This window comes from Nostoc sp. NMS8 (genome assembly GCF_017115045.1).
Taxonomy (GTDB): Bacteria; Cyanobacteriota; Cyanobacteriia; order Cyanobacteriales; family Nostocaceae; genus Nostoc.
The window spans coordinates 82,888-104,867 of record NZ_JABXKK010000104.1 but is presented as its reverse complement, the minus strand read 5'-3'; the positions used below and the strand labels follow the sequence as shown (position 1 = coordinate 104,867).

At 41.9% G+C, this 21,980-nt stretch carries 16 protein-coding genes; 7 read left to right on the top strand and 9 right to left on the bottom strand.

Annotation, left to right across the window (positions count from 1 at the left end; translation table 11 throughout):
* Positions 1-127: 127 nt before the first annotated feature.
* From lepB to HWQ39_RS26905, 5 genes are all read left to right on the top strand, one after another.
* Entirely contained in the window at positions 128-769 is a 642-nt protein-coding gene (gene lepB / locus HWQ39_RS26925) for a signal peptidase I (RefSeq protein WP_179068535.1), read from the top strand.
* A 107-nt stretch (positions 770-876) separates the two neighbouring features.
* Positions 877-1,662: an MOSC N-terminal beta barrel domain-containing protein gene (locus HWQ39_RS26920; RefSeq protein WP_292852078.1), complete on the top strand. Its 786-nt coding sequence runs from the start codon at positions 877-879 to the stop codon at positions 1,660-1,662.
* Positions 1,663-2,177: 515 nt separating this feature from the next.
* A complete protein-coding gene (locus HWQ39_RS26915; protein WP_292852075.1) occupies positions 2,178-5,855 on the top strand; it encodes an ATP-binding protein in 3,678 nt (1,225 codons plus the stop codon).
* Complete coding sequence (locus tag HWQ39_RS26910) at positions 5,852-7,687, top strand: EAL domain-containing protein (protein ID WP_292852072.1); 1,836 nt, start codon at positions 5,852-5,854, stop codon at positions 7,685-7,687. The genes HWQ39_RS26915 and HWQ39_RS26910 overlap by 4 nt, the downstream gene beginning before the upstream one ends.
* A gap of 267 nt (positions 7,688-7,954) precedes the next feature.
* Complete coding sequence (locus HWQ39_RS26905; RefSeq protein WP_292852069.1) at positions 7,955-9,274, top strand: response regulator; 1,320 nt, start codon at positions 7,955-7,957, stop codon at positions 9,272-9,274.
* Between the two features lie 28 nt (positions 9,275-9,302).
* On the opposite strand, the gene HWQ39_RS26900 is transcribed toward HWQ39_RS26905, so the two are convergent.
* From HWQ39_RS26900 to HWQ39_RS26880, 5 genes are all read right to left on the bottom strand, one after another.
* Positions 9,303-9,977: a response regulator transcription factor gene (locus HWQ39_RS26900; RefSeq protein WP_292852066.1), complete on the bottom strand. Its 675-nt coding sequence runs from the start codon at positions 9,975-9,977 to the stop codon at positions 9,303-9,305.
* A gap of 68 nt (positions 9,978-10,045) precedes the next feature.
* A complete protein-coding gene (locus HWQ39_RS26895; protein ID WP_292852063.1) occupies positions 10,046-11,143 on the bottom strand; it encodes a HAMP domain-containing sensor histidine kinase in 1,098 nt (365 codons plus the stop codon).
* A gap of 137 nt (positions 11,144-11,280) precedes the next feature.
* The gene (locus HWQ39_RS26890; RefSeq protein WP_292852061.1) at positions 11,281-11,907 is read right to left on the bottom strand and encodes a CDP-alcohol phosphatidyltransferase family protein; all 627 of its coding nucleotides are present in this window, start codon (positions 11,905-11,907) and stop codon (positions 11,281-11,283) included.
* 440 nt (positions 11,908-12,347) lie between these two features.
* On the bottom strand, positions 12,348-13,727 hold the full coding sequence (locus HWQ39_RS26885; RefSeq protein ID WP_292852058.1) for an AtzE family amidohydrolase: 1,380 nt from the start codon (positions 13,725-13,727) through the stop codon (positions 12,348-12,350).
* Complete coding sequence (locus HWQ39_RS26880) at positions 13,724-13,903, bottom strand: DUF4089 domain-containing protein (protein ID WP_292852055.1); 180 nt, start codon at positions 13,901-13,903, stop codon at positions 13,724-13,726. Before HWQ39_RS26880 ends, HWQ39_RS26885 begins: the two co-directional genes overlap by 4 nt.
* Positions 13,904-14,000: 97 nt before the next feature.
* Here HWQ39_RS26880 and HWQ39_RS26875 point away from each other — a divergent pair, with 97 nt between their 5' ends.
* Together HWQ39_RS26875 and HWQ39_RS26870 are read left to right on the top strand one after the other, a co-directional pair.
* Positions 14,001-14,303 (top strand): glutaredoxin family protein, encoded by a 303-nt coding sequence (locus HWQ39_RS26875; RefSeq protein WP_292852052.1) that lies wholly within the window; start codon positions 14,001-14,003, stop codon positions 14,301-14,303.
* 137 nt (positions 14,304-14,440) lie between these two features.
* Positions 14,441-15,937, top strand: a complete 1,497-nt coding sequence (locus tag HWQ39_RS26870; protein ID WP_292852049.1) for a UDP-N-acetylmuramoyl-L-alanyl-D-glutamate--2,6-diaminopimelate ligase — start codon at positions 14,441-14,443, stop codon at positions 15,935-15,937.
* A gap of 131 nt (positions 15,938-16,068) precedes the next feature.
* On the opposite strand, the gene HWQ39_RS26865 is transcribed toward HWQ39_RS26870, so the two are convergent.
* The 4 genes from HWQ39_RS26865 to HWQ39_RS26850 all read right to left on the bottom strand — a co-directional run bounded on the left by HWQ39_RS26865 (position 16,069) and on the right by HWQ39_RS26850 (position 21,494).
* Positions 16,069-16,908: an AMIN domain-containing protein gene (locus HWQ39_RS26865; protein ID WP_292852046.1), complete on the bottom strand. Its 840-nt coding sequence runs from the start codon at positions 16,906-16,908 to the stop codon at positions 16,069-16,071.
* Positions 16,909-17,146: 238 nt separating this feature from the next.
* Positions 17,147-17,629 carry a hypothetical protein gene (locus HWQ39_RS26860; protein ID WP_292852043.1) on the bottom strand — a complete coding sequence of 161 codons (483 nt, stop codon included), beginning with the start codon at positions 17,627-17,629 and terminating at the stop codon, positions 17,147-17,149.
* Positions 17,630-17,633: 4 nt separating this feature from the next.
* Positions 17,634-19,823 (bottom strand): cation:proton antiporter, encoded by a 2,190-nt coding sequence (locus HWQ39_RS26855; protein WP_292852040.1) that lies wholly within the window; start codon positions 19,821-19,823, stop codon positions 17,634-17,636.
* Between the two features lie 381 nt (positions 19,824-20,204).
* Positions 20,205-21,494 carry a cation:proton antiporter gene (locus HWQ39_RS26850; RefSeq protein ID WP_292852037.1) on the bottom strand — a complete coding sequence of 430 codons (1,290 nt, stop codon included), beginning with the start codon at positions 21,492-21,494 and terminating at the stop codon, positions 20,205-20,207.
* Between the last annotated feature and the right edge of the window lie 486 nt (positions 21,495-21,980).

Here is a 21,980-nt window from a genome sequence, read left to right as displayed (position 1 = left end):
ACAATCTAAAATTGGTAGTCAAGATGCAAATATGACTAGGAAATTAAAAATTTCCCGTTAAGATTAACAGATAAAGTCTCACTAGGCGAGTTAATTACCTACATCTTTTGTTAAGTTAAGTAATTTCATGCATAATCAAGTGTCTGATAACAACTCTAGTCAACAACCTGATAATTCCTGGATCGCAGAGCTAGGTAGAACAATTGTATTGAGCATTGTTCTAGCTCTGGGAATTCGTACCTTTGTTGCAGAAGCACGCTGGATTCCTTCTGGCTCAATGGAACCGACTCTGCATGGTACACCAAACCAGTGGGAAGCAGACAAAATTATTGTCGATAAGTTGAAGTATAAATTTGCTGACCCGCAACGGGGCGACATAGTAGTATTTTCACCGACAAAAGAGCTACAAAAAGAACAATATCAAGATGCTTTTATTAAACGTATAATTGCCCTACCTGGAGAAAAAATACAACTTAAGGATGGCAAAGTTTATATCAACAACAAACCTCTCCCAGAAGCAAATTACCTCAGTTCTGGACAAACCACAGTTATTGATGTTTGCCAATCAGGGCCACAGCCGCCTTTTTTAGCAAAACCCCAGACCATACCAGCTGATTCATATTTAGTACTAGGTGATAATCGTAACAGTAGTTACGACGGCCGTTGTTGGGGTCTTGTCCCCCGCCAGAATATTATTGGACGTGCTGTCGTTCGCTTCTGGCCTCTAAATCATGTTGGCGGAATCGATAAATCGCCAGTCTATCCATAATTCAGGAGTCAGAATTCAGAAGTCAGAATTCTGACACCAATCTTTAATCCAAAATCCAAATTGCGCTGGAAGCGCAACAAAAATGTGGCCTAAAATCTAAAATTGCTATGACACCTTACCTAGCAAAAGTTTTATTATACCCAGTTAAGTCATTAGATGGTGTTGAAGTTGAGAACGCTAGAGTTCTTGCCAGTGGGGCACTACAGTATGATCGAGAGTTTGCCATTGTTGACGAACAGGGTAGATTTGTCAATGGCAAGCGTCATCCTAAAATTCTTTTACTAAGGGCACAATTTGCACTATTAGATAGAACTATCTCGTTGCAAATCCCAGGTGGCGACTCGCAACAAACTTTTCATCTGGATGAAGAACGGCAAGCATTAGAAGCAACTTTGAGTGATTTTTTTGAGTTTTCTGTCACATTGGGACAAAACTCTCTGATGGGTTTTCCTGATGATAAAAACTCACTTGGCCCAACGGTAATTAGTACGGCAACGTTGACAGAAGTCGCTTCTTGGTTCCCCGGTTTAAGTGTAGATGAAATGCGCCGTCGGATGCGTGCCAATATCGAAATTAGTGGTGTACCAGCATTTTGGGAAGATCAGCTATTTAGTGAACCAGGTGATTTAGTCTCCTTTCGAGTGGGAGATGTACACTTTTTTGGGGTTAACCCATGTCAGCGTTGTATAGTTCCAACACGCGATTCGTTCTTAGGAGAAGCTTACCCAAACTTTCAAAAAATCTTTGCAACCCAACGACAAGCAACTCTGCCAAATTGGGTTTCTCCAACGCCTTTTAAGCACTTTTACAGCTTGAGTGTCAACACCCAATTACCCCCGTCGTCAGCCGGAAAAATTTTACAAATTGGTGATGAGGTTGACATACTTCCATAACAAAGTTAACATTTCTTAAAAATAGAAAATACAAAGTAAATTTTTTTGGATTTTTTTGTTTTTACTGTGTATTTGCATGACAATTTTAAAATTGTTGTAGTAAAAGATAAGTTTTTGCACAAGCCCAGAGGTTTTGATACCGGAAAATCAAGACATCAGCAATTAAAAATTCAATTTAAGATTGGGTGCTAATGGCGACCTGAATTTTAGAATGGCATACTGGAATCGGTTAAATCTCAGTTCATCTGAGAACATCTGTTGACACATTGCCAGATAAAAATGATCAAATTCAGGTGCGATCGCGTACCCAAACAGCCTTGACAGTCGCAAACTTTGAAAATTAGGCGTTGGAGGAACTCAGCTAGTTAAACAAGCATAAAAAGTATGATTTTTTATACTTAAAAGTATTAGGAGATATCATAATTAAAGTGATAGTACGCCGTAATTATGCTGATATACGATGTAGCTGATATGGCAGAACAGCCCTAAATATGCTAGGGAAGAATTAAACAACAATGTTATCTAAACTTCAGCCCGTCAAATCTATTAATTGTTTAGTTGGCAAAGTTTATGCCAAAATGCCCCTGCGATATGTTCTGATTGTGCCCTTCATACTACAAATTTGTGGGGCGGTGGGACTTGTAGGCTATCTTTCGTATCAAAACGGCCAAAAAGCGGTAAATGAGCTTGCTACTCAATTAGAAAATGAAATCTGCGATCGCATTGAACAGCATCTTGATAACTATTTAACAACCCCGAAGCAAATCAATCAAATCAACTTAGATGCAGTTGAGCTAGGTTTGCTAAACCTTTCGGACTTTGAAAGCACCGGCAATTACTTTTGGAAACAAATGCAGGTTTTCAATGTTGGCTACAACAGTTTTGCCAATCCTAAAGGTGAATTTATCGGTGTTGAACGTCTAGATAATGGCAAGCTCTTGATTAATGAAGTTAGCCAAAAGAATGGTATAGGCAAACTTTATATTTATCCTACAGACAAGCAAGGAAATCGTCGCCATTTGGAGCAAGTCAAAAATTACGATCCTCGCCTAGAAGCTTGGTATACAGATCCAGTCAAAAGCGGCAAACGAGTTTGGAGTCAAATTTATCAATGGGAAGATAAACCAGAAATTTTATCCATATCTTCCAGCTATCCTGTTTACGATAAAAATCGCAAATTTGTTGGGGTGATTAGTGTTGATTTACTTTTATCACAAATCGGCAAATTTTTAGCCAACTTAAAAATCAAAGAGTCGGGTAAAACTTTTATTTTAGAGCGTTCTGGGTATATGGTAGCTTCTTCTACAAGCGAGCCACCATATACCATCATTAATGGTAAAGGAAAACGGCTATCAGCATTAAATAGTCAAAATTATTTAATTAGACTTACAACACAGTCTTTAATTAAACGTTTTGGCAATCTTGGGTTTATTGGGGGGAAGCACCAGCTAAGTTTTACCGCCGATGGAATGCGTTATTTTGTGCAGGTAAAAAGCTGGAAGGATGAACTGGGTTTAGATTGGCTAATTGTGGCGGTGATTCCCGAAGGCGAATTTATGGAGCAAATTAACGCTAACACCCGCATTACTATTTTGCTGTCCATAGTTGCTTTTTTAGTAGCCACAAGAATTGGGATTTTGACTGCTCGGTGGGTAATTAAACCGATTTTACAATTAAATGCATCAGCGAAGAAAATTGCTCAAGGTGAATGGGAGCAAACACCAGAAATTCAGCGTTCCGATGAACTGGGGGAACTAGCAAAGTCATTTGAAACTATGGCAAAGCAACTCCAAGCATCCTTTAGTGCTTTGTCAGCAAAGAATGCCGAAATGCAGGGTTTAAATGAGGCCCTATCTCACAGTCAAACTCGGCTAACTCAATTTTTAGAAGCCATGCCGGTAGGTGTATTTATTATCGATGCAGAAGGTGAACCTTATTATATAAATCAACTTGGGCAGCAAATTCTTGGTCAAAAAGCGCTAGCAGAAGTCAACACCGAAGAATTATCAGAGGTATATCAAGCTTACCTTGCCGGGACAGATCAACTTTACCCTTGCGATCGCCTGCCAATTTCGAGAGCATTGCTTGGGGAAAGCACCAGGATTGACGATATGGAAATTCGCCGTTGTGGCAAGATTATTCCCATTGAGGTTTTAGGAAAGCCAATTTATGATGAATCGGGGAATCTGGCTTTTGCGATCGCTACATTTTTTGATATCACAGAACGCAAGCAAACAGAAAAGTTATTAGCAGAATACAATCGCAACTTAAAGGCTCAAGTCAAAAAACGTACTGAAGAGTTTCAACAAGTGATTGAGCAACTACAAACCACCCAAGAAGAACTGATTGAATTGCAAAAAATCGCTGCACAAGAGCAACAAGCGGCTGTTCGCGAAGCCGCACGAAGCGCTGCCGCCAACCTCGCCAAAAGTGAATTTCTGGCTAACATGAGCCACGAACTGCGTACCCCACTCAACGCCATTCTGGGCTTTACCCAAGTTATGAGCCGAGATTATTCACTATCTGGCGAACATCAAGAAAACTTAGCAATTATTAATCGGGCTGGCGAACATCTACTAAACTTAATTAACGAAATTCTAGAAATGTCCAAAATCGAAGCTGGCAGAATCACATTAAATCGCAGCAGCTTTGACTTAATTCATCTGTTGAAGAACCTAGAAGAAATGTTGCACTTGCGTGCTGCATCTAAAAATTTAGAACTACTGTTTAAATATACACAAAATATTCCTAAGTACATAGAAACGGATGAAAATAAACTGTGTCAAGTCTTGATCAATCTCTTAGGAAATGCCATCAAATTTACTGATTCGGGGAGCGTGACATTAAGTGTGAGACTAGGGGCTGGGGACTGGGGACTGGGGATTGGGGAGCAGGAAGCTCTTAACTGGGGCGAAAAAGGCAATTATTCATTCTCCTCCTTACCCCCTTCTGCCTCTTCAACCCAATCCCCATTACCCCTTATCCCCAGAGGGGACCCCACCTTCCCCACTCCCCACTCCCTAATCTTCGAGATCCAAGATACTGGCTGTGGTATTGCACCCCAAGAAATTGACTTGTTGTTTGAGGCTTTTGAGCAAACTGAAATCGGCAGAAAATCGCAACAAGGGACGGGATTAGGTTTGGCGATTAGCCGCAAATATGTACAACTGATGGGAGGAGATATTATGGTCAGCAGTATACCTGGTGTCGGTAGTACATTTACCTTTAATATTCAGATTGCTCTCACTTGCCCCAGAGAAATCCCGACAAATCAAATTAAATCCAAAATTATAGCTTTAACCCTTAGTGAGAAAGCATACCGTATCTTAGTAGTTGATGACTCCAAAGAAAGCCGTTTGCTGCTAGTTAAAATTCTCACATCTTTAGGCTTTGAAGTCCGGGAAGCTACAGATGGTCGTGAAGCGATCGCAAATTGGGAATCTTGGCAACCACACTTGATTTTTATGGATATGCGAATGCCGATTATGGACGGTTATGAAGCTACAAGAATAATTAAAGCTAGAGAAATCGGGCATGGGGCAGCCAATAAGTTGCGGAGGTTCCCAAAATTCAAACAACTGGCATCATCGGGAAGCCATTACCTGACGGGAGGATTAACCGATTTAGGTAACTCCGAGACAATTAAAGTTGTACGCAAAGCGTCTCCCGTAGGCGAAGCAACTGGTGTATCCACGTTCGCAAAGTTGATGCCAACAGCCTTGGCTTCTCCTTACAACTTCTCTGAAGCAACGCCAAATCGCTCCAATACACACACGATCGTTATTGCCTTAACTGCTAGCGCCTTTGAAGAAGAACGGCAGAAAATTTTATCTATTGGCTGCGACGATTTTATTCGCAAGCCATTCACACAGGAAGTATTATTGGAAAAACTGAGCCAACATCTGGGTTTAAAATATACCAACCAAGTAGAAACCACAAACACAGTTTTTGTGGATCAATCTACACAGGTGTTTGTCAGTGCTGCCGAACTCCTGAGACATTTATCACAAATGTCACCTGAGTGGCTCCAACAGATCCACTACGCCGCAGCCAGTTGTAGCGATGAACTGATTTTAGAGTTACTCAAGCAAATTCCATCAGATAATGGTCAAGTTTTCCAAGTTCTTAGGGATTTAGCAAATAACTACCAGTTTGAGAAAATCATGGAATTGACTAGAACCAACGTAGAATGAATTACGAGCATTTAGACCCTAATAAAAAAGATATTTTGATCATTGATGATATGGCGGACAACCTCCGAGTTTTATCCTCCATATTGACAAGGGAAGGGTATAACGTTCGTAAAGCCTTAAACTGGCAAATGGCACTGACAGCAACTCAAACAGTATTACCGGATTTGATTCTACTCGATATTATGATGCCAGAAGTAGATGGCTATGAAATTTGTCAGACCTTTAAAGCTTGGGAACTAACAGCCGATATTCCGGTGATTTTTATTAGCGCTTTAGATGATGTTTTTGATAAAGTTAAAGCTTTTAGGGTGGGTGGTGTAGATTACATTAGCAAACCTTTTGAATTTCAAGAAGTTTTAGTACGCGTGCAAAATCAACTGGCATTGAGATCGGCGCGATTAGAAATATTGAAACTCAATGTCGAACTAGAAGATCGGGTAAAAGAGCGGACTAGTGAGCTAGAAAAAACTCTTCAAAAACTTCAACAAGAAATCCATTCCCGCCAGAAATTGCAAAGCCAATTGCTAGATATAGCATTGCATGATTCACTGACTGGATTACCAAACCGAGTTTTATTTATTCGGCGACTAGAAAATGCTCTCAATCGTGCGAAGCAAGAATCTAGTTATCAGTTTGCAGTCCTTTTTTTGGACTGCGATCGCTTCAAAGTTGTCAATGATTCTCTCGGTCATTTGGTGGGAGATGAATTGCTGATAGGCATTGCTCGCCGCCTGCAAGCATGTTTGATTCCTATTGATACTCTAGCACGATTGGGTGGTGACGAATTTGGCATCCTTTTAGAAAATATCACAGATATCAATATAGCAATCCAAGTTGCTGAACAGATTTTGCAACAGCTATCCCTTGCTTTTAAACTGTCAAGATATGAAGTATTTATGAATGCCAGTATTGGCATTAGTTGGGGTAATAAAAATTACGATCGCCCAGAGTATTTATTGCGAGATGCTGATACAGCAATGTATCGAGCTAAGGCTCAAGGAAGAGGTAAATATCACGTCTTCAATCCAGCAATGCATCAGGAAGCTATTCATCTTTTAGAGTTAGAAAATGACCTGCGAAGAGCTGTGGAAAGGCAACAATTCCTCGTTTATTATCAGCCAATTGTTTCTTTGAATACAGGCAGAATTTCTGGATTTGAAGCCTTGGTGCGCTGGCGACATCCGATTCGTGGTTTAGTTTCTCCCACAGAATTTATTCCTGTGGCTGAAGAAACGGGTTTGATTAATGCCATCAATACTTGGGTATTACAGTCAGCTTGTCATCAATTAAGCATCTGGCAACATTTTCCAGTGACACCAGAACCTCTAACGATAAGTGTCAATTTGAGTGCTAGATTATTTTTACAGCCAAATTTTGTACAACAAATTGACCGAATAATTTATGAAAATAAAATAAATCCGGCATACTTGGAATTAGAAATTACCGAAAGTGTAATTATGGAAAATAGTCACGCAATTAAAATAATTTTGCAACAACTCAAGCAGCGAAAAATTAAGTTAATTATGGATGACTTTGGTACAGGATATTCATCTCTAAGTTACCTGCACAGCTTTCCTTTTAATGCACTTAAAATCGATCAGTCTTTCGTCAAACGTATGCAGGAGAATAAAGAAAATATGGGGTTAGTACCAGCAATGATTGGTATTGCTAACTCAATGGGGATGAGTGCGATCGCAGAAGGTGTCGAAACAGAAGAACAGTTAGCACAATTGAGAAGTTTAAATTGTAACTTTGCTCAAGGATATCTATTTTCTCAACCTTTAGAACAACAATTAGTTCTGAAGTTGCTCGCCGCAGCGCCTCAATGGTAGATATTAAATGATCGGGGATAAGTAGGAGGCAAACTCTATAAGTCAATTTGAGGATTTTAAACAAGTACACCTTGTCTTAAAAAGTTTCTCCCCTTAGATAAAGCTCATAACTGGTTAATAGCTTTTATATTCGACAAAACTCTCTAGCCACCGTGGGAGGTAAACTATAAACATAAGTATTTTGGTGAAGTTAGTCAGCAAATTTTAGGGTGATTTCAAATAAGCATTTACTATCCTCAATAATTATACGCATAACCTCTGGTAATAATGCATTTTAATCAAACTAACAATTACAAAAGAAATATTTTGGTGGTAGATGATACGCCAGATAATTTACGGCTTTTATCGGCGATGTTGACTGCACAAGGTTTTGAAGTTCGTAAAGCCTTAAACGGTAAAATGGCACTGACTGCCTGTCACATGGTTTTGCCTGATGTAATTTTGCTGGATATCAACATGCCGGGTATGGATGGCTATGAAGTTTGTCAACAACTGAAAGCTGACGATAAAACTTGTGAAGTTCCAGTAATTTTTATTAGCGCCCTAGATGATGTTGTAGATAAGGTAAAAGCTTTTGATGTTGGTGGTGTAGATTATATTGCCAAACCTTTTCATGGGGCAGAGGTGGTGTTGCGAATTGAAAATCAGATTAATTTACGTTTGCTCCAAGTTAAACTACAAGAAAAAAACTTTTTACTCCAACAGGCTTTAGATAATTTGCAAGCCTCTCAAGTTCAACAAATTCAGAACGAAAAGATGGTGGCGTTGGGACAGTTAGTAGCTGGGCTGGCTCATGAGATTAACAATCCGATCAGTTTCATTTATGGGAATCTCCAATATGCTGGTCAATATGTAGAAGACCTAGTAAATATGATCGAGGTCTATCAACAGGAATATCCCAAACCCACACCAAAAATTCAGGAAATAGCCAAAGATATAGACCTGAATTTTATGATTAAGGATCTACAAAACCTGATAGGTGCAATGTATAGAGGCTCCGATCGGATTCGGGAAATTGTACTGGCGCTACAACACTTCTCTCGGCACGATGAAGCAGAGATGAAGCGGGTAAATATCCATGAAGACATTGAAAATACTTTGGTGATGTTACAACATCGGCTCAGAGAAACAGCCGCTCGTTCGGCAATTATTATAGTGAAAGATTATGGTAATTTGCCCCTAGTAACTTGTTATACGAGTGAACTAAATCAAGTATTTATGCATTTGTTGAATAATGCTATTGATGCAATAGAAGAGGGAGTGGAAAATAAATCTTCTACTCCCTACTCCCTACTTTCTACTCCCCAAATTCGGATTCATACAGAGGTGACAGACTTAAATATGGTCAAAATTGCGATCGCAGATAATGGTCTTGGTATTGAAGAATCATTGCGATCACGTTTATTTGACCCATTTTTTACCACAAAACCTGTGGGTAAAGGTAGTGGGCTAGGATTATCCATTAGCTATCAGATTATCGTCCAAAAACACCAAGGAAATATTACTTGTAACTCATCTGTTGGCAAAGGAGCAGAATTTGCGATCGAAATTCCCATAGAGCAACCTAAGATTTTATTACAGGTTTAAAGGGATTGGGGACTTTCTCCGATAAAATCTAATTAATCAACAATTCTGGTGCTACTAATCCTTTTTGGATAGCTAAAACTGCGGCTTGAGTGCGATCGCGTACTTCTAATTTCTGTAAAATAGCATGAACATGAACCCGCACTGTACCAGGAGCAATATAGAGAATTTCAGCAATTTCTTGATTGCTTTTGCCAGCTGCTACTAGTGCCAAAATTTCTTGTTCGCGCTTCGTTAAGGGATTTTCTAAGGATTCCTCAGTTTTTCCTGACTGTATCGCCATCGAATTGCCCTCAAAAGCGGCTCTAATTTCTGTGGTTGCCGTTTGATCCCACCAAGAAGCGCCCGCTGCAACCGATCGCACCGCCAATATCAGAGACTCAGCAGGAATACCTTTTAAACAATAACCTTGGGCCCCAGCGGCAATTAATCGCGAAATCAGGGGCTTTTCAGAACGAGATGTCAAAACAAGAATTGGTAAACTTGGGTGCTTCTGCTTGATTTGGCGACAAGCCTCAATCCCGCCAATTCCTGGTAAACCTATATCCAACAATACCAAATCCAGAGGATAGCGATTTGCTAATTCTACAGCTTGTTCCCCATCTTCTGCTTCTGCGACAATCTCCAAAGTGGTTTCTTGTTGCAACCGCATCCGCAAACCAAGCCGAAATAATTCATCATCTTCAACGAGTAAGATTTTTGTCATTAGTAATTGGGCGCAAGAGGCAGGAGGCAGAAGTTTTTTAATTTTTTATTTTTAATTGATTTCTCCCCTCAACTCCCCGGCGGTGGACAAGCAGGGAGTCGGAAACCAAAGAGTGCGCCGCGTGGTGAGCGATTCTCTGCCCAAATTGTACCCCCATGAGCAGCTATAATTTGCCTGGTCAAATAAAGCCCTAGTCCAGAACCGGAGACGTGGCGATCGCTATTTCCTTGATAAAACCTCTCAAATAAGTGGGGTAATTCTTTTTCGGTAATGCCAGAACCAGTATCGAGTATTTTTACCACTTGATCGCTAGAATAACCTTCAAAAACTACTTCCACTTTACCGCCACGAGGGGTATGGTTAATGCCATTACTCAGGAGATTGGTGAAAACTCGCCCAAGTTGCAAAGAATCGCCATTTACCCAGAGAAAACTCCGAAAATCTGATTCACCATAGTGCAGAGAAATATAAACCTGACGTGTTCTCGCTAGTTCACTCAGGGTAGCGATGATCTCCTCTGCTATTGTGACTAAATTAACAGGTGATATCTGGAGTTTTAGCCCTTCGGCATCATTGCGGTACACATCTAAAAGAGTTTGGACTAATTGCAGTGTACTGCGATGACTACGAGCCATTGTTTGCAATACTTTTGCTTGCATAGGCGTGATTTCACCAAATTGCTCATTTTGAAAGTATTTCAGCGTTTCAATTGCTCCTAATAGGGGTGTTTTTAAATCATGCGTTAGGGTAGAGACAAAATCTTCACGCATAATCGCTAGTTGTTCTTGAGAGCGTAATTGTGCTTGAGTATAAGCGATTGCTTCTTCATGACGGTGGTTGCGATCGCTTAACCAACCTGTCACCACCAACGCCAATACTGCAATCAACCTATTTGCCAACGTTGGCAGAGTAATTATTTCTCCTCCTGGGACAAACAAATTCAATAATGTTAATCCTGTAGCAGCAAGAGTGATCGCCAAAACTGCTCTCCGATCCAAGCGGGAATCTGCTAACAAAATCGTCCCTGTGTAGAGATAGCCAAATACATACTCAGAGGGTGTCAAATATTCCAGCACTATAACGATCGCAAAGGCGATCGCTATTAGCCCATAAGTCTCCCCACGCTCATTGATAGCTTCTTTTATAGTCAATAATCGACTTAACATTTATTAATTTTTTATTTTTAAGTCCGCCTTGCAGTACTAAGCTAAAAAACATCTGAATTGCATAATCGAATCAAACATAACTCTTCTGGGGTGGGCAACATGAGCGCCCAGCTGATGAAATTTAAATATGGAACAGCTTAGTTTGATTCCGGCTGCGGGAGTGTGAGAAATTGCCAAATTACCCATACTGCAAAAGTTGGAGCGCCAATTGTCGCTGCTATTAATAACGGCTCTAGTCCATTTAGTAAGGTAACGATGGGGAACAAATATAGCACGTCTTCAATATCAAACCCGGCGAAATTTGGTTGACGGTTAGCCTCTTTACCTGAACGCTGTTCTATTTGGTTTCGCAAATGAAAGATGCAGGCAACAGACACGCCAGAGACTATCCCCATCAGCAATGCCCACCAACCAAATTTTCCTTCCCTAAGACCACATCCAATACAAACAAACAAAAGAATATGGATGATAGCATCACTAGCAAGGTCATACTGATGTCCCCATTTGCTGGTTTTTCCACTTAAACGGGCTAATTCACCATCTGTATGATCTAGAAAGTTGGAGAAAGCAAACAGTACTGCTCCAATGTTAGCCCAGATGACATTGCTAACTGCGTAGGTGTAGCCGGTTGTAGACATCGCGATGGCAGCCGCTAACCCAGTTACAAGCCTGACTGTGGTGAGATGATTAGGATTTACCCAACTATCTTTTAAAGGTTTAACTAGCCTGTAAGCAAGTTGAGCATCCCAAGGCTTTGTAGTCATAGATAAACTTAGATTTGATCTGGTATTGAAATATCATAGCGGTTCTCATTTTGATGCAACACACCGTAGGAGGCTGCCCTGGCGCATTGGTGTCAACTTAACGCGAAACCACTCGTCCGTCGGGAATTGAAATTCCCGTCTCATAGATAAAGTCATCTGAAGATGACTAAATATCGCCAAAAATCTCCAGTCTACTTCAGCAGACTTAAGCTATTAGCTTGAGAATTTATTCCCTGGCGGGTGACAAAGCCAACAGTTAAGCTATTTCCAGCTTAAGTTGACACTAATGGACTTGGCGAATGGAATGATGCCTCCGGCACGCAAAGGGCGAACGCGGCTATACAAACAAAGCCCACCTCCGTGGGTTTCAACTTCTTTGAGTCCGCGTAGGCGGACTTCTCTGCGAGACGCACTCGCGTTCGTTTGTGTAACCGCGATTTCTAATCGCCTGGTATATTTGCTGAAACTATACTCTTCGCCTCTAACGCAGCTGCAACCCGTAAAATTAATGCTTCATTATATGGTGCTGCAATCAATTGCACACCTAAAGGTAAGGCATTTTGGCGCTCAATTGGTACTGATAAAACAGGTAAACCAATGAAAGATAATGGTTGAGTAAATAGTCCTAAATGAGGACGGACAAGAATTTCTTCGCCATCCAAAATCATGGTTTGTTGACCAATTAGCGGTGCTGAAATTGGTGTGGTTGGGGCAAGAATAACATCGACATTTTGAAAAACTTCCCGCACGCGATCGCGATACCATTGTCTAAATCGTTGTGCTTGGAGATACCAGCTACTTGGAATTAACGCCCCAGCCAAAAAGCGATCGCGTGTTGCTGGATCAAAATCTTCAGGACGACATTGCAACTGATGCAAATGCAGATTTGCACCCTCGCTTGCTGTAATCACAAAAGCTGCTGCACGGGCGCGGTGCGTTTCTGGTATGGTTACGTATTCAGTGACGTTTAAAGCATCAGCTACTTTTTGGACTGCTGCTAAAGCTTCGGGTTCTGCACCTTTAACAAAGTAATCAGCGGCAATGGCAATTCTGATATCAGAGATATCTTGTTTAAGTTGTGGTAAAACCAATTCAGGTGGACGCTTAGTACAAACTGGATCGCGATCGTCTTCTCCCTGAAGCACATCAAACACCGTGGCAATATCTTGCACCGAACGCGCCAAAGGGCCAATGTGGTCAAAACTGCTAGAAAATAAAGCTACCCCAGCACGAGATAACCTTCCGTAAGTCGGCTTAAAACCAAAAACACCACATAACGCCGCCGGAACCCGAATTGAACCATTAGTATCAGAACCCAATGTTAACGGTACTAACCCAGCCGCAACCGCCGCCGCCGAACCACCCGATGAACCACCCGCAACTCGCTGTAAATCATGGGGGTTGTGAGTAGTACCGTAATGGGAGTTTTCCGTGACAAACCCATAGGCGTACTCATCCATATTCAAAGCGCCAACTAGCACAGCACCCGCTTGTTTCAGCTTGGCTACTGCGGTTGCGTCAAGGCTTGCTGCTGGATTTTCTGCATTGATTTTCGATCCCGCCAGAGTTGTTAAACCAGCAATATCAAAGAGATTTTTCACCGCAAAAGGTACACCGCCAAGTATTCCAGGATGATTACCTTGGGCAATTTCTCTATCAATGCGTGCTGCATCTGTTAAAGCTGTCTCAGCAGTCACAGCTGTAAAACAGTTGAGTTGATTATCCCCTGCTGCGATTCCTGCTAACGCCGCCTTAGTAACTTCCACCGCGCTAACTTTACCTTCACGCACAGCAGCAGCTATTGATACAGCATCATTCATGGTTGAAAAACTGGTGCAACTTCAACATCCTCTGGTAAAGCGAAAGAATTTACAAGATTAGCGATCGCCCTAATTCTCTCAAAATTTGCCACCACCCCATCACGATACTCATCTGCGATCTCTAAATCCAACAACAATCCCATTTGATCAACATACTCACCCACATTAAAACTCATACCTTCTATCTCTCCCCCTCTGCGTCCTTGGCGGTAGCCTGCGGCAAGCCGAAACGTCTACGTTATTCTAAACTTATAACTTCTTGCGGCAACTGAAATGCGATTAATCTTATACAGTAAACCCGGCTGTCATTTATGTGAAGGCTTGCAAGAAAAGCTAGAACAAATCCAAAATCTCAGTTTCGAGTTGGAAGTTAGAGATATTACAACTCGTGAAGATTGGTTTGCTACGTATGAGTATGAAGTGCCGGTACTTTATTTATCGAACCACCATCGCGCAGCGTCTCGCAGAGAAGACGTAGAGGACGCGGAGGGGAGTGAGAAATTATTGCCGCGTCCTTCTCCTCGTGCTAGTGTGCAGCAGTTGGAGCAAATGTTGCGTAAGTATTTAGCCAATTAGAAAAAAATAATGCACAATAAGCGCAAGACAAACGTGTTAACGAAAAAGAAAAGGATACAGAGCAACTAAGTTTATTGATGGGCTTGTTAATTTTTAATTTTTAATTCGGAACGAAGCGACGTGACGAGGTTCACAAAATGAAATTGCGGGAATTACTAACAGCGGTAGACAGTGTTGAGCAATTACCTAGCCATCCGACTTTAGAGGATGTGGAAGTTAGGGGTTTGAAGACGAATTCCCATGCGTGTCGTGTGGGAGATTTATTTATTGGGATGCCGGGAACGCGGGTTGATGGTGGGGAATTTTGGCAAAGTGCGATCGCATCGGGGGCTGTTGCTGCGATCGTCTCTCCCGAAGCGGCACAAAAAAATCCTCCCACAAATGAGGCTGTAGTTATCAGTGCCAGTAACATAACTCAAGCTTGTGCCCAAATAGCCAGTGCTTTTTACGGTTATCCAGGACGCAAACTCAAGCTGGTAGGCGTAACTGGTACAAATGGTAAAACTACAACTACTCATCTAATCGAATTTTTGCTCATCAAAGCTAACTTAGCGACAGCTTTGATGGGAACTCTCTACACTCGTTGGGCAGGTTTTGAGCAAACTGCTGCCCACACTACGCCCTTTGCAGTGGAATTGCAACAGCAGCTAGCAGAGGCCGTAAATGCTGGTAGTGAGTTTGGGGTGATGGAAGTAAGTTCTCACGCCTTGGCTCAAGGTAGAGTATTGGGGTGTGAATTTGAGGTAGCGGTGTTTAGTAATCTTACCCAAGACCATCTCGACTATCACAGCGATATGGAAGATTACTTTGCTGCCAAAGCCTTGTTGTTTAGCCCGAATTATCTCAAGGGACGGGCAATAATTAATGCTGATGATGCCTACGGGAAACGGTTAATTGCTTCGTTAGATTCTGAGCGTGTTTGGAGTTACAGCGTCAACGACAACAGCGCTGATTTATGGATGAGTGATTTAAATTACCAGCCCAATGGTGTTAGTGGGACATTACATACACCGAAGGGTGACGTGGCTTTTCGATCGCCCCTAGTCGGACAATATAATTTAGAAAATCTTCTCGCAGCCGTAGGAGCAGTTTTACACTTAGGGCTAGATTTAGAGTTAGTGGCATCTGTAATACCTGAGTTTCCTGGAGTTCCCGGACGGATGGAACGGGTACAAATTAATACTGAGCAAGATATTAGCGTGATTGTGGATTATGCCCACACACCCGATAGCTTAGAAAATTTACTGAAAGCTGCACGTCCGTTTATACCAGGTAAAGTGATTTGTGTGTTTGGTTGTGGAGGCGATCGCGATCGCACCAAGCGCCCAAAAATGGGTAAAATCGCCGCTGAGTTAGCTGATGTGGCAGTGGTGACATCAGATAATCCCCGAACTGAAGACCCAGAAAGGATTTTGCAAGATATTTTAGCGGGAATAGCTGACACAGTGCAGCCAACTGTAATTTGCGATCGAGCGATCGCAATTCGTACCGCTATTTTACAAGCACAATCCGGTGATGGAGTATTGCTTGCCGGTAAAGGTCACGAAGATTATCAAATTCTCGGCACTGAAAAAATCCATTTTGACGATCGAGAACACGCACGCAACGCTTTACACGAAAGACTGAAAATATAATAATAACAAATTGGGCATTGGGCACACAAGAGGCAGAGGGGCAGGGAGCGGGGAGCAGAGGGGAAAGAGGTAGTTTTTGATTCTTTCCCCTGCTTCCTGCTCCCTGCCCCCTGCCCCCATCTCCTCACTCCTTATCTATTTTTAGGAAGAGGTTGACCAAACTCAATTATTTGGGGATCGGGAGCATTGGGGATTGTTGGGACTGGAAATTCCGATATCCCAACAGGAGGAATACTATTCAAATTATTGGGCTGATTTGGGAAAGAAGGCGGGGGAAGAGTCAAAGCAGGTTGTTGAGAGGATGTATTGGGAGTTAGGGGGGGTACAGTGACAAAAGGCTGCCCTGAGTTGGTAATAATTGCTGAGGGTAGTTGATTGGATGGAGGCGGAACTGTAAGTAAGGGCGGTTGTTGATTAGTAGTGGTTGCGGGTAAGTTACTCGGCGGCTGTGACTTATAAGGTGTTTGAGGTTGTTTCTTGGGTGAAGGTGAGGAGTTTCCTGCTTTTACGGCAGTAGTTTTACCAGAAATAACCGGACGTAACACCCAACGAGTGGAGTTTTTGCGGGAAACTGGTTGCAGTTGTATCTGTTTGGGATTAAAAATAGTCCCTGGTGCTAAATCTAAGACAATGCGTGTGTCGTTTGCGTTCAGTTGAGAAACGCGAATGCTTTTAATTGCTCCAGAATAATTTTGCAGCGTAGTAACTTTGCCCAACTTAGTATTTGGTAAATCCACAACCAGACGCGAGGGTTTGGCCAGGTAGAAATAACGGGGGGTTGTGCCTGCTGAGAGAGTGATTTCAAGTTGCTGTGTCTTGGGGGAAAAACGCCAATTATCTAGCTTGGCCCCTGGTGTAGCAGCAGTGGTGCAAGTTTCAAGGGCGATCGCTGCGTAAAAGCCTAATATACTGATGTTAAATAGTTGCTTGCCCCATTGGGAAAATTGCCTAGTCTTTAGTCCCTGATCCATTCTTTTTATTTGCTCCATAAAACCCATACAATGCGCTCACATTGCTGTTTACTTCGCGCTGCCAATCTTGTAGACGCGATTCATCACGTTTCTACATGTCGTGCCAGGATTCCCCGGCTGGATACTGGGGACTGGGGATTAGGTATTGGGCATTGGGGATTAATTATTCTCCTCCGCTCCCCTGCTCCCCCTGCTCCCCCTGCTCTACTGCCCCAGTCCCCAATCCCCAGTCCCTTCTTCAATTAGCTTTTTGGGGCACAGCGGTAAATTTCAGAGTTTGGGGAATGCCCTGTACGGTTAATTGACCTGTCATATTACCTTTATCCACAAGCTGCATTTGAATTGTCACTGAGTTTAGAGGATCATTTTGGGGGCGAGGAATATTACAAAGAATTGAACTACCAACTTTTCCAGATAAATTTAATTGTTGATTTCTGAAGATGCCTGCCAGAGAGTGCTTTTCGTCAGTGTCGGTCTTAGCGTTTGCCGGTAATACAGAGGCATTTAAGTAAATACCCGACTGTTCAATGTTTAACGTCAGGGTATCCGATTTTTCACAATTCGGCAAATTCTCCGCAAGGGTTAGACGATATCGGCCGTTAACTGGAGGAGGAGCCTTGAGATTGTTTTCTCCGTAAACACTGACAGTTTTAAACAACAGTAGCACTGACGTAATTGCGACTCCGTAAAAAGCCAAAGATTTGAAGTTGAAATGATTCATGCTCTTAATTTTTCAGTGTTGGCTCTTGACTGCTAATGTCAGGAAGCATGGAGGCTAGATGAGCGGTGACTTGACTGTAGCGACGGGTAATCAGCAGAGAGGAGCAACATTGGATGGCTAGTTGATCTGTATATCTTCCCAAAGTTTGACGCTCGATACCCCAAGTGCGGCTAGTACCAGCAATTGTCAAGTCTACATTTTTTGAGGCTTCGACTACTGTTTGGATTGCCTCTGGAGCCTGGACAATTTTGATTTCTATGCGATCGCGTACACTACTCGGTAATTGCTCAATTATGATGTCCAACTCGTAATTCAATTCATCTTTGAGGCGATTGTCGGGTAATACATGTAAAATCTGCAATGTACAAGTTTCATGATTGATTAGCAGTCTGAGGGCTAAAATCAGGGCTAAATCATCATGGATATTGGCAGAATAAGGCACTAACAAGCTTTCTAAGCGATCGCTTCCCCGGTCTACAAATACTGCTACATCCACTGGTGCAGTGCTGAGAAGTTGACCGACTCTTCCACCTAAACGATTGCTACTAAAAGCTGGGCGATGCCATCCCAGCAGAATTAAATCAACTTGCTCTAGTGCGGCTATTTGTGCGGTTTCCCGTGCGACATTGCTAGATATGCGAACGATGGGATGCACATGAGAGCGTGTTTCTAGCGGTTCGAGAGTATTAATCAATTCTTCTAGCTGCTGACGGCGCTGGGCAATTAATCGGTCTGCTTCAACTGGTGTACTTTCAAAGGCATAATCTTCTTCAAATTCAATCAGGCTAAGAGGGTTAACCACGGCGGGATATCGGGAACTGAGAGCAATGCTGACTGCCAACTGTACCAAGCCTTTTTGGGTACTCGGATTAGCCACAGGCACTAAAATTCGGTAGGGACGAATGTAAGTGTCGGCATCACTAGCGCTTCTAGCTGTTTCTGCTTCCGACTCCGGTTCCACTAAATCTAACCTGATCAGCTTCTTCGGATATGTCCATTCCAGCAATGGCGAGGTCATGAATGTAGTTACCAATGCCATAATTACCAGCATGGTAAATATTAAAGGGGAAATTACCCCTAACTCTAAACCAATGTTTAGCACTATTAGTTCGGTCAAGCCGCGAGTATTCATTAACCAACCCAGTGCCGAGGCTTCCCGTTTATTAATGCCACTGACACGAGCTGCTACGTAAGTACCAATATACTTGCCTGCGATCGCCACTCCTAAAACCAACGCACACAAAAGCCACAATTCGGGCCGGTTGAGCAAGCCAATCTGCGTTTTTAAACCACTGTAGGCAAAAAATATGGGCAGCAAAAAAATCAGGACAAAATCTTCCGTTTTTACTGCCAATTCCCGCACTAAATCTTCATTTTTGGGCATGGCTGCTCCCAGTAAAAATGCCCCAAAAATTAAATGAATCCCAATTAGTTCGGTGATTAGTGCTGACGCAACCACACCCATATAAATCCCAGCTAGCAGTAATTGGCTGAGTCGTCCCGCACGCAAGTAGTGTTTGGCAAGGCGTTGCAGAAACCAACGTCCTACTGTCAAGATCAAGCCGATGTAAACTATACTGGCAATAATTGTGGGTATAGCACCAGCAAAATCACCAGTCCGAGCAACTGCGATCGCTACTGCTAACAAACACCAAGCTGTCACATCATCCACTGCTGCACAAGTTAACGCCAACGTTCCTAACCGCGTTCCTTGTAAATTATTTTCAGTAATGATTCGCGCCAACACTGGAAAGGCAGTAATCGACATCGCCGCCCCTAGAAACAAAGCAAAGGCAGTGAAGGATACACTTGCATTGGAAACTAGAGGATAAAGTACCACCGCTAGCAATGTTCCCAGAGAAAACGGCATTAAAATGCTGACATGAGAAGTTAAAACTGCTACTTCTAATTGTCCGCCGAGGTATTTGGGATTTAGTTCTAGCCCAATCAAAAACATGAAAAATATTAGTCCCACCTGAGACAAAACATTGAGAAAAGGAAAAGTTTCTGGTGGAAACAAGGTAACTGCTAGATGGGGAGCAACTAAACCAAATAAAGATGGGCCGAGCATAATTCCGGCGACAATTTCACCAATTACTAGCGGTTGTTTAATAGAACGGAATCCTAGTCCTACTAGGCGTGAAAGTCCAATAACAATCAGCACCTCAACCAGAACGAGAACAACTATGTGCATGGTTTCCTCACAATTAACTATCTGGTTTCCCTAAGATAATTATTTAAAAGACTGGAAAATGTCAAGCTTGTTAGATACAACCAAGAGTAATTTGTGTTTCATTATTATGTGAATTATTGTTACAATGCGGTTGCATCTGTGAAACATGAATTCTGATGATTTTAGGAACTACATCTAAAATGACTTCCAAATTAACGATAACAAGAAAATTAGCGTTATATGGTAATACTATTTGATTGGCTCTCCACGGCGAGGCTCAAATCCCCGACTTCTTGAAGAAGTCGGGGATCTTTTTTTGTAACTTATTTAGGATTGCTATAGCCAGAGTAAAAGCAGAGAATTACCCAATTACTAAGTAATTAATTTGATAATTAAATTTGCTTAAATGGAAGATTTCTCATAGCTTGTACCGTGCAATAAAAAAGCAATCAGTGGTGATGCCATCAGGGTAGTAATGACTGCCATAATAACCATTATAGTGAATAAAGTTGGCGTAATTATACCTTGTTCTAGACCAATATTGAGGATGATTAACTCCATCAAACCACGAGCATTCATCAAAGCGCCGATAGTTGCTGATTCGCGCCAATTTTCACCGCCCAATTTTGCAGCCAGCATACAAGCAACACCTTTACCGAGAATTGCGATCGCAATAATTAAGAGCGTAATTCCCCACAAAGTAGGTGTGTTTACCAATCCAATTTGAGTGTTCAATCCAGAGAAGACAAAAAATATCGGTAACAAAAAAGAACTAGTTAAAAACTCCGTATATTGGCGAATTTGCTGGGCGAATTCTCCCCGTGGTGTCACTGCTCCCAACACAAAAGCACCGAATATTGCATAGATACCAGTGACATCAGTAAACCATGCACAAAACATCAAAATTATCAACATTAAAGTCAGGGTTTGTCTGTTCACTCCTGCATCGCGTTTCGTCATCCGTGTGAACGCTTTCAGTAGAGGTTGACTGAGAAAAATTGCAAATAGTACGTAACAAATGCCACCACCAATTGCTAATATGGCAATGCTCAGGGAATTTTTCACGCTAGCAAGCACGATCGCCAGCAAACACCAGGCAACTCCATCATCTACCGATGCTGCACCCAAAGCCAAAGTACCGAAACGGGTTTGTGCAAGACCGCGTTCGTAAAGAATGCGAGCTAGCATGGGAAAAGCCGTAATTGTCATCGATGCACCCAGATACAAAGCGGCTGACCACGCCGTTACCTTTGGTTGAAAGAAATCACCATTGTGATAAAACCAAGAAGATGCGATCGCTCCTAAAATAAAAGGAGTAATAATTCCAGCAGCAGATAGCAAACTTGCACTTTTGATATGATGTTTTAACAGTTTAGTGTTGAACTCTAAACCAATTAAAAACATATAAATTACCAACCCTATCTGACTAATAGCATATAAAATTGACATTGATGGATTGGGTATCTTGAGTCCGACAGCAGTAATGATGGGAAGCTTAGGAAACAGCCATTGCTGAAAATCTGGTGCAATCAATCCTAAAAGTGATGGCCCTAGCATGACACCTGCAATCATTTCGCAAACAACATCAGTTTGACCAAGATAGCGGCGTCCTAAAATCGTGACAATGCGACAAGTAACTAAAATAACTGTGAGTTGCAGAAATAGCTGAATAACCAGATCAAAATTTGACATTGCACTTCCTTAATTTGCGTCTCTGCATTGAAGAATCTCCCCAGACTCCAAAGTTTTTTCTGTTTTTTTACAGCAGGGAATAGGGTACTCTTAACTGGGGTGAAACTCTATTGAGATATGGCTTTGTGCTTAGAATTTGTACCTCACTTACCTGTAATCTGCTGTATGACTACTACATCAGCACAAGTGTCAATTTGGGAAATATCACATAGCTGTTTTTAATTTGATTAGATGTAATAGGCAATGCGCTGCTTTGGTTTCCAAAGTTGTAGCAACTACCATGTTGTTCTGAGAAACGCACACAACTGTACGTCAATACAACATATTGCATCCAAACTAAAACCGCCATATATAATTTTTTATGATTTGTTAATTTGTGATTTATCACATTTTCATCTATTTAAACCACAATCGGCTGTAAGTACGCATATACATGCGCCCCTACTTTACGGTTTAATTACCTGAAAATTACTGTAATTTTTGATT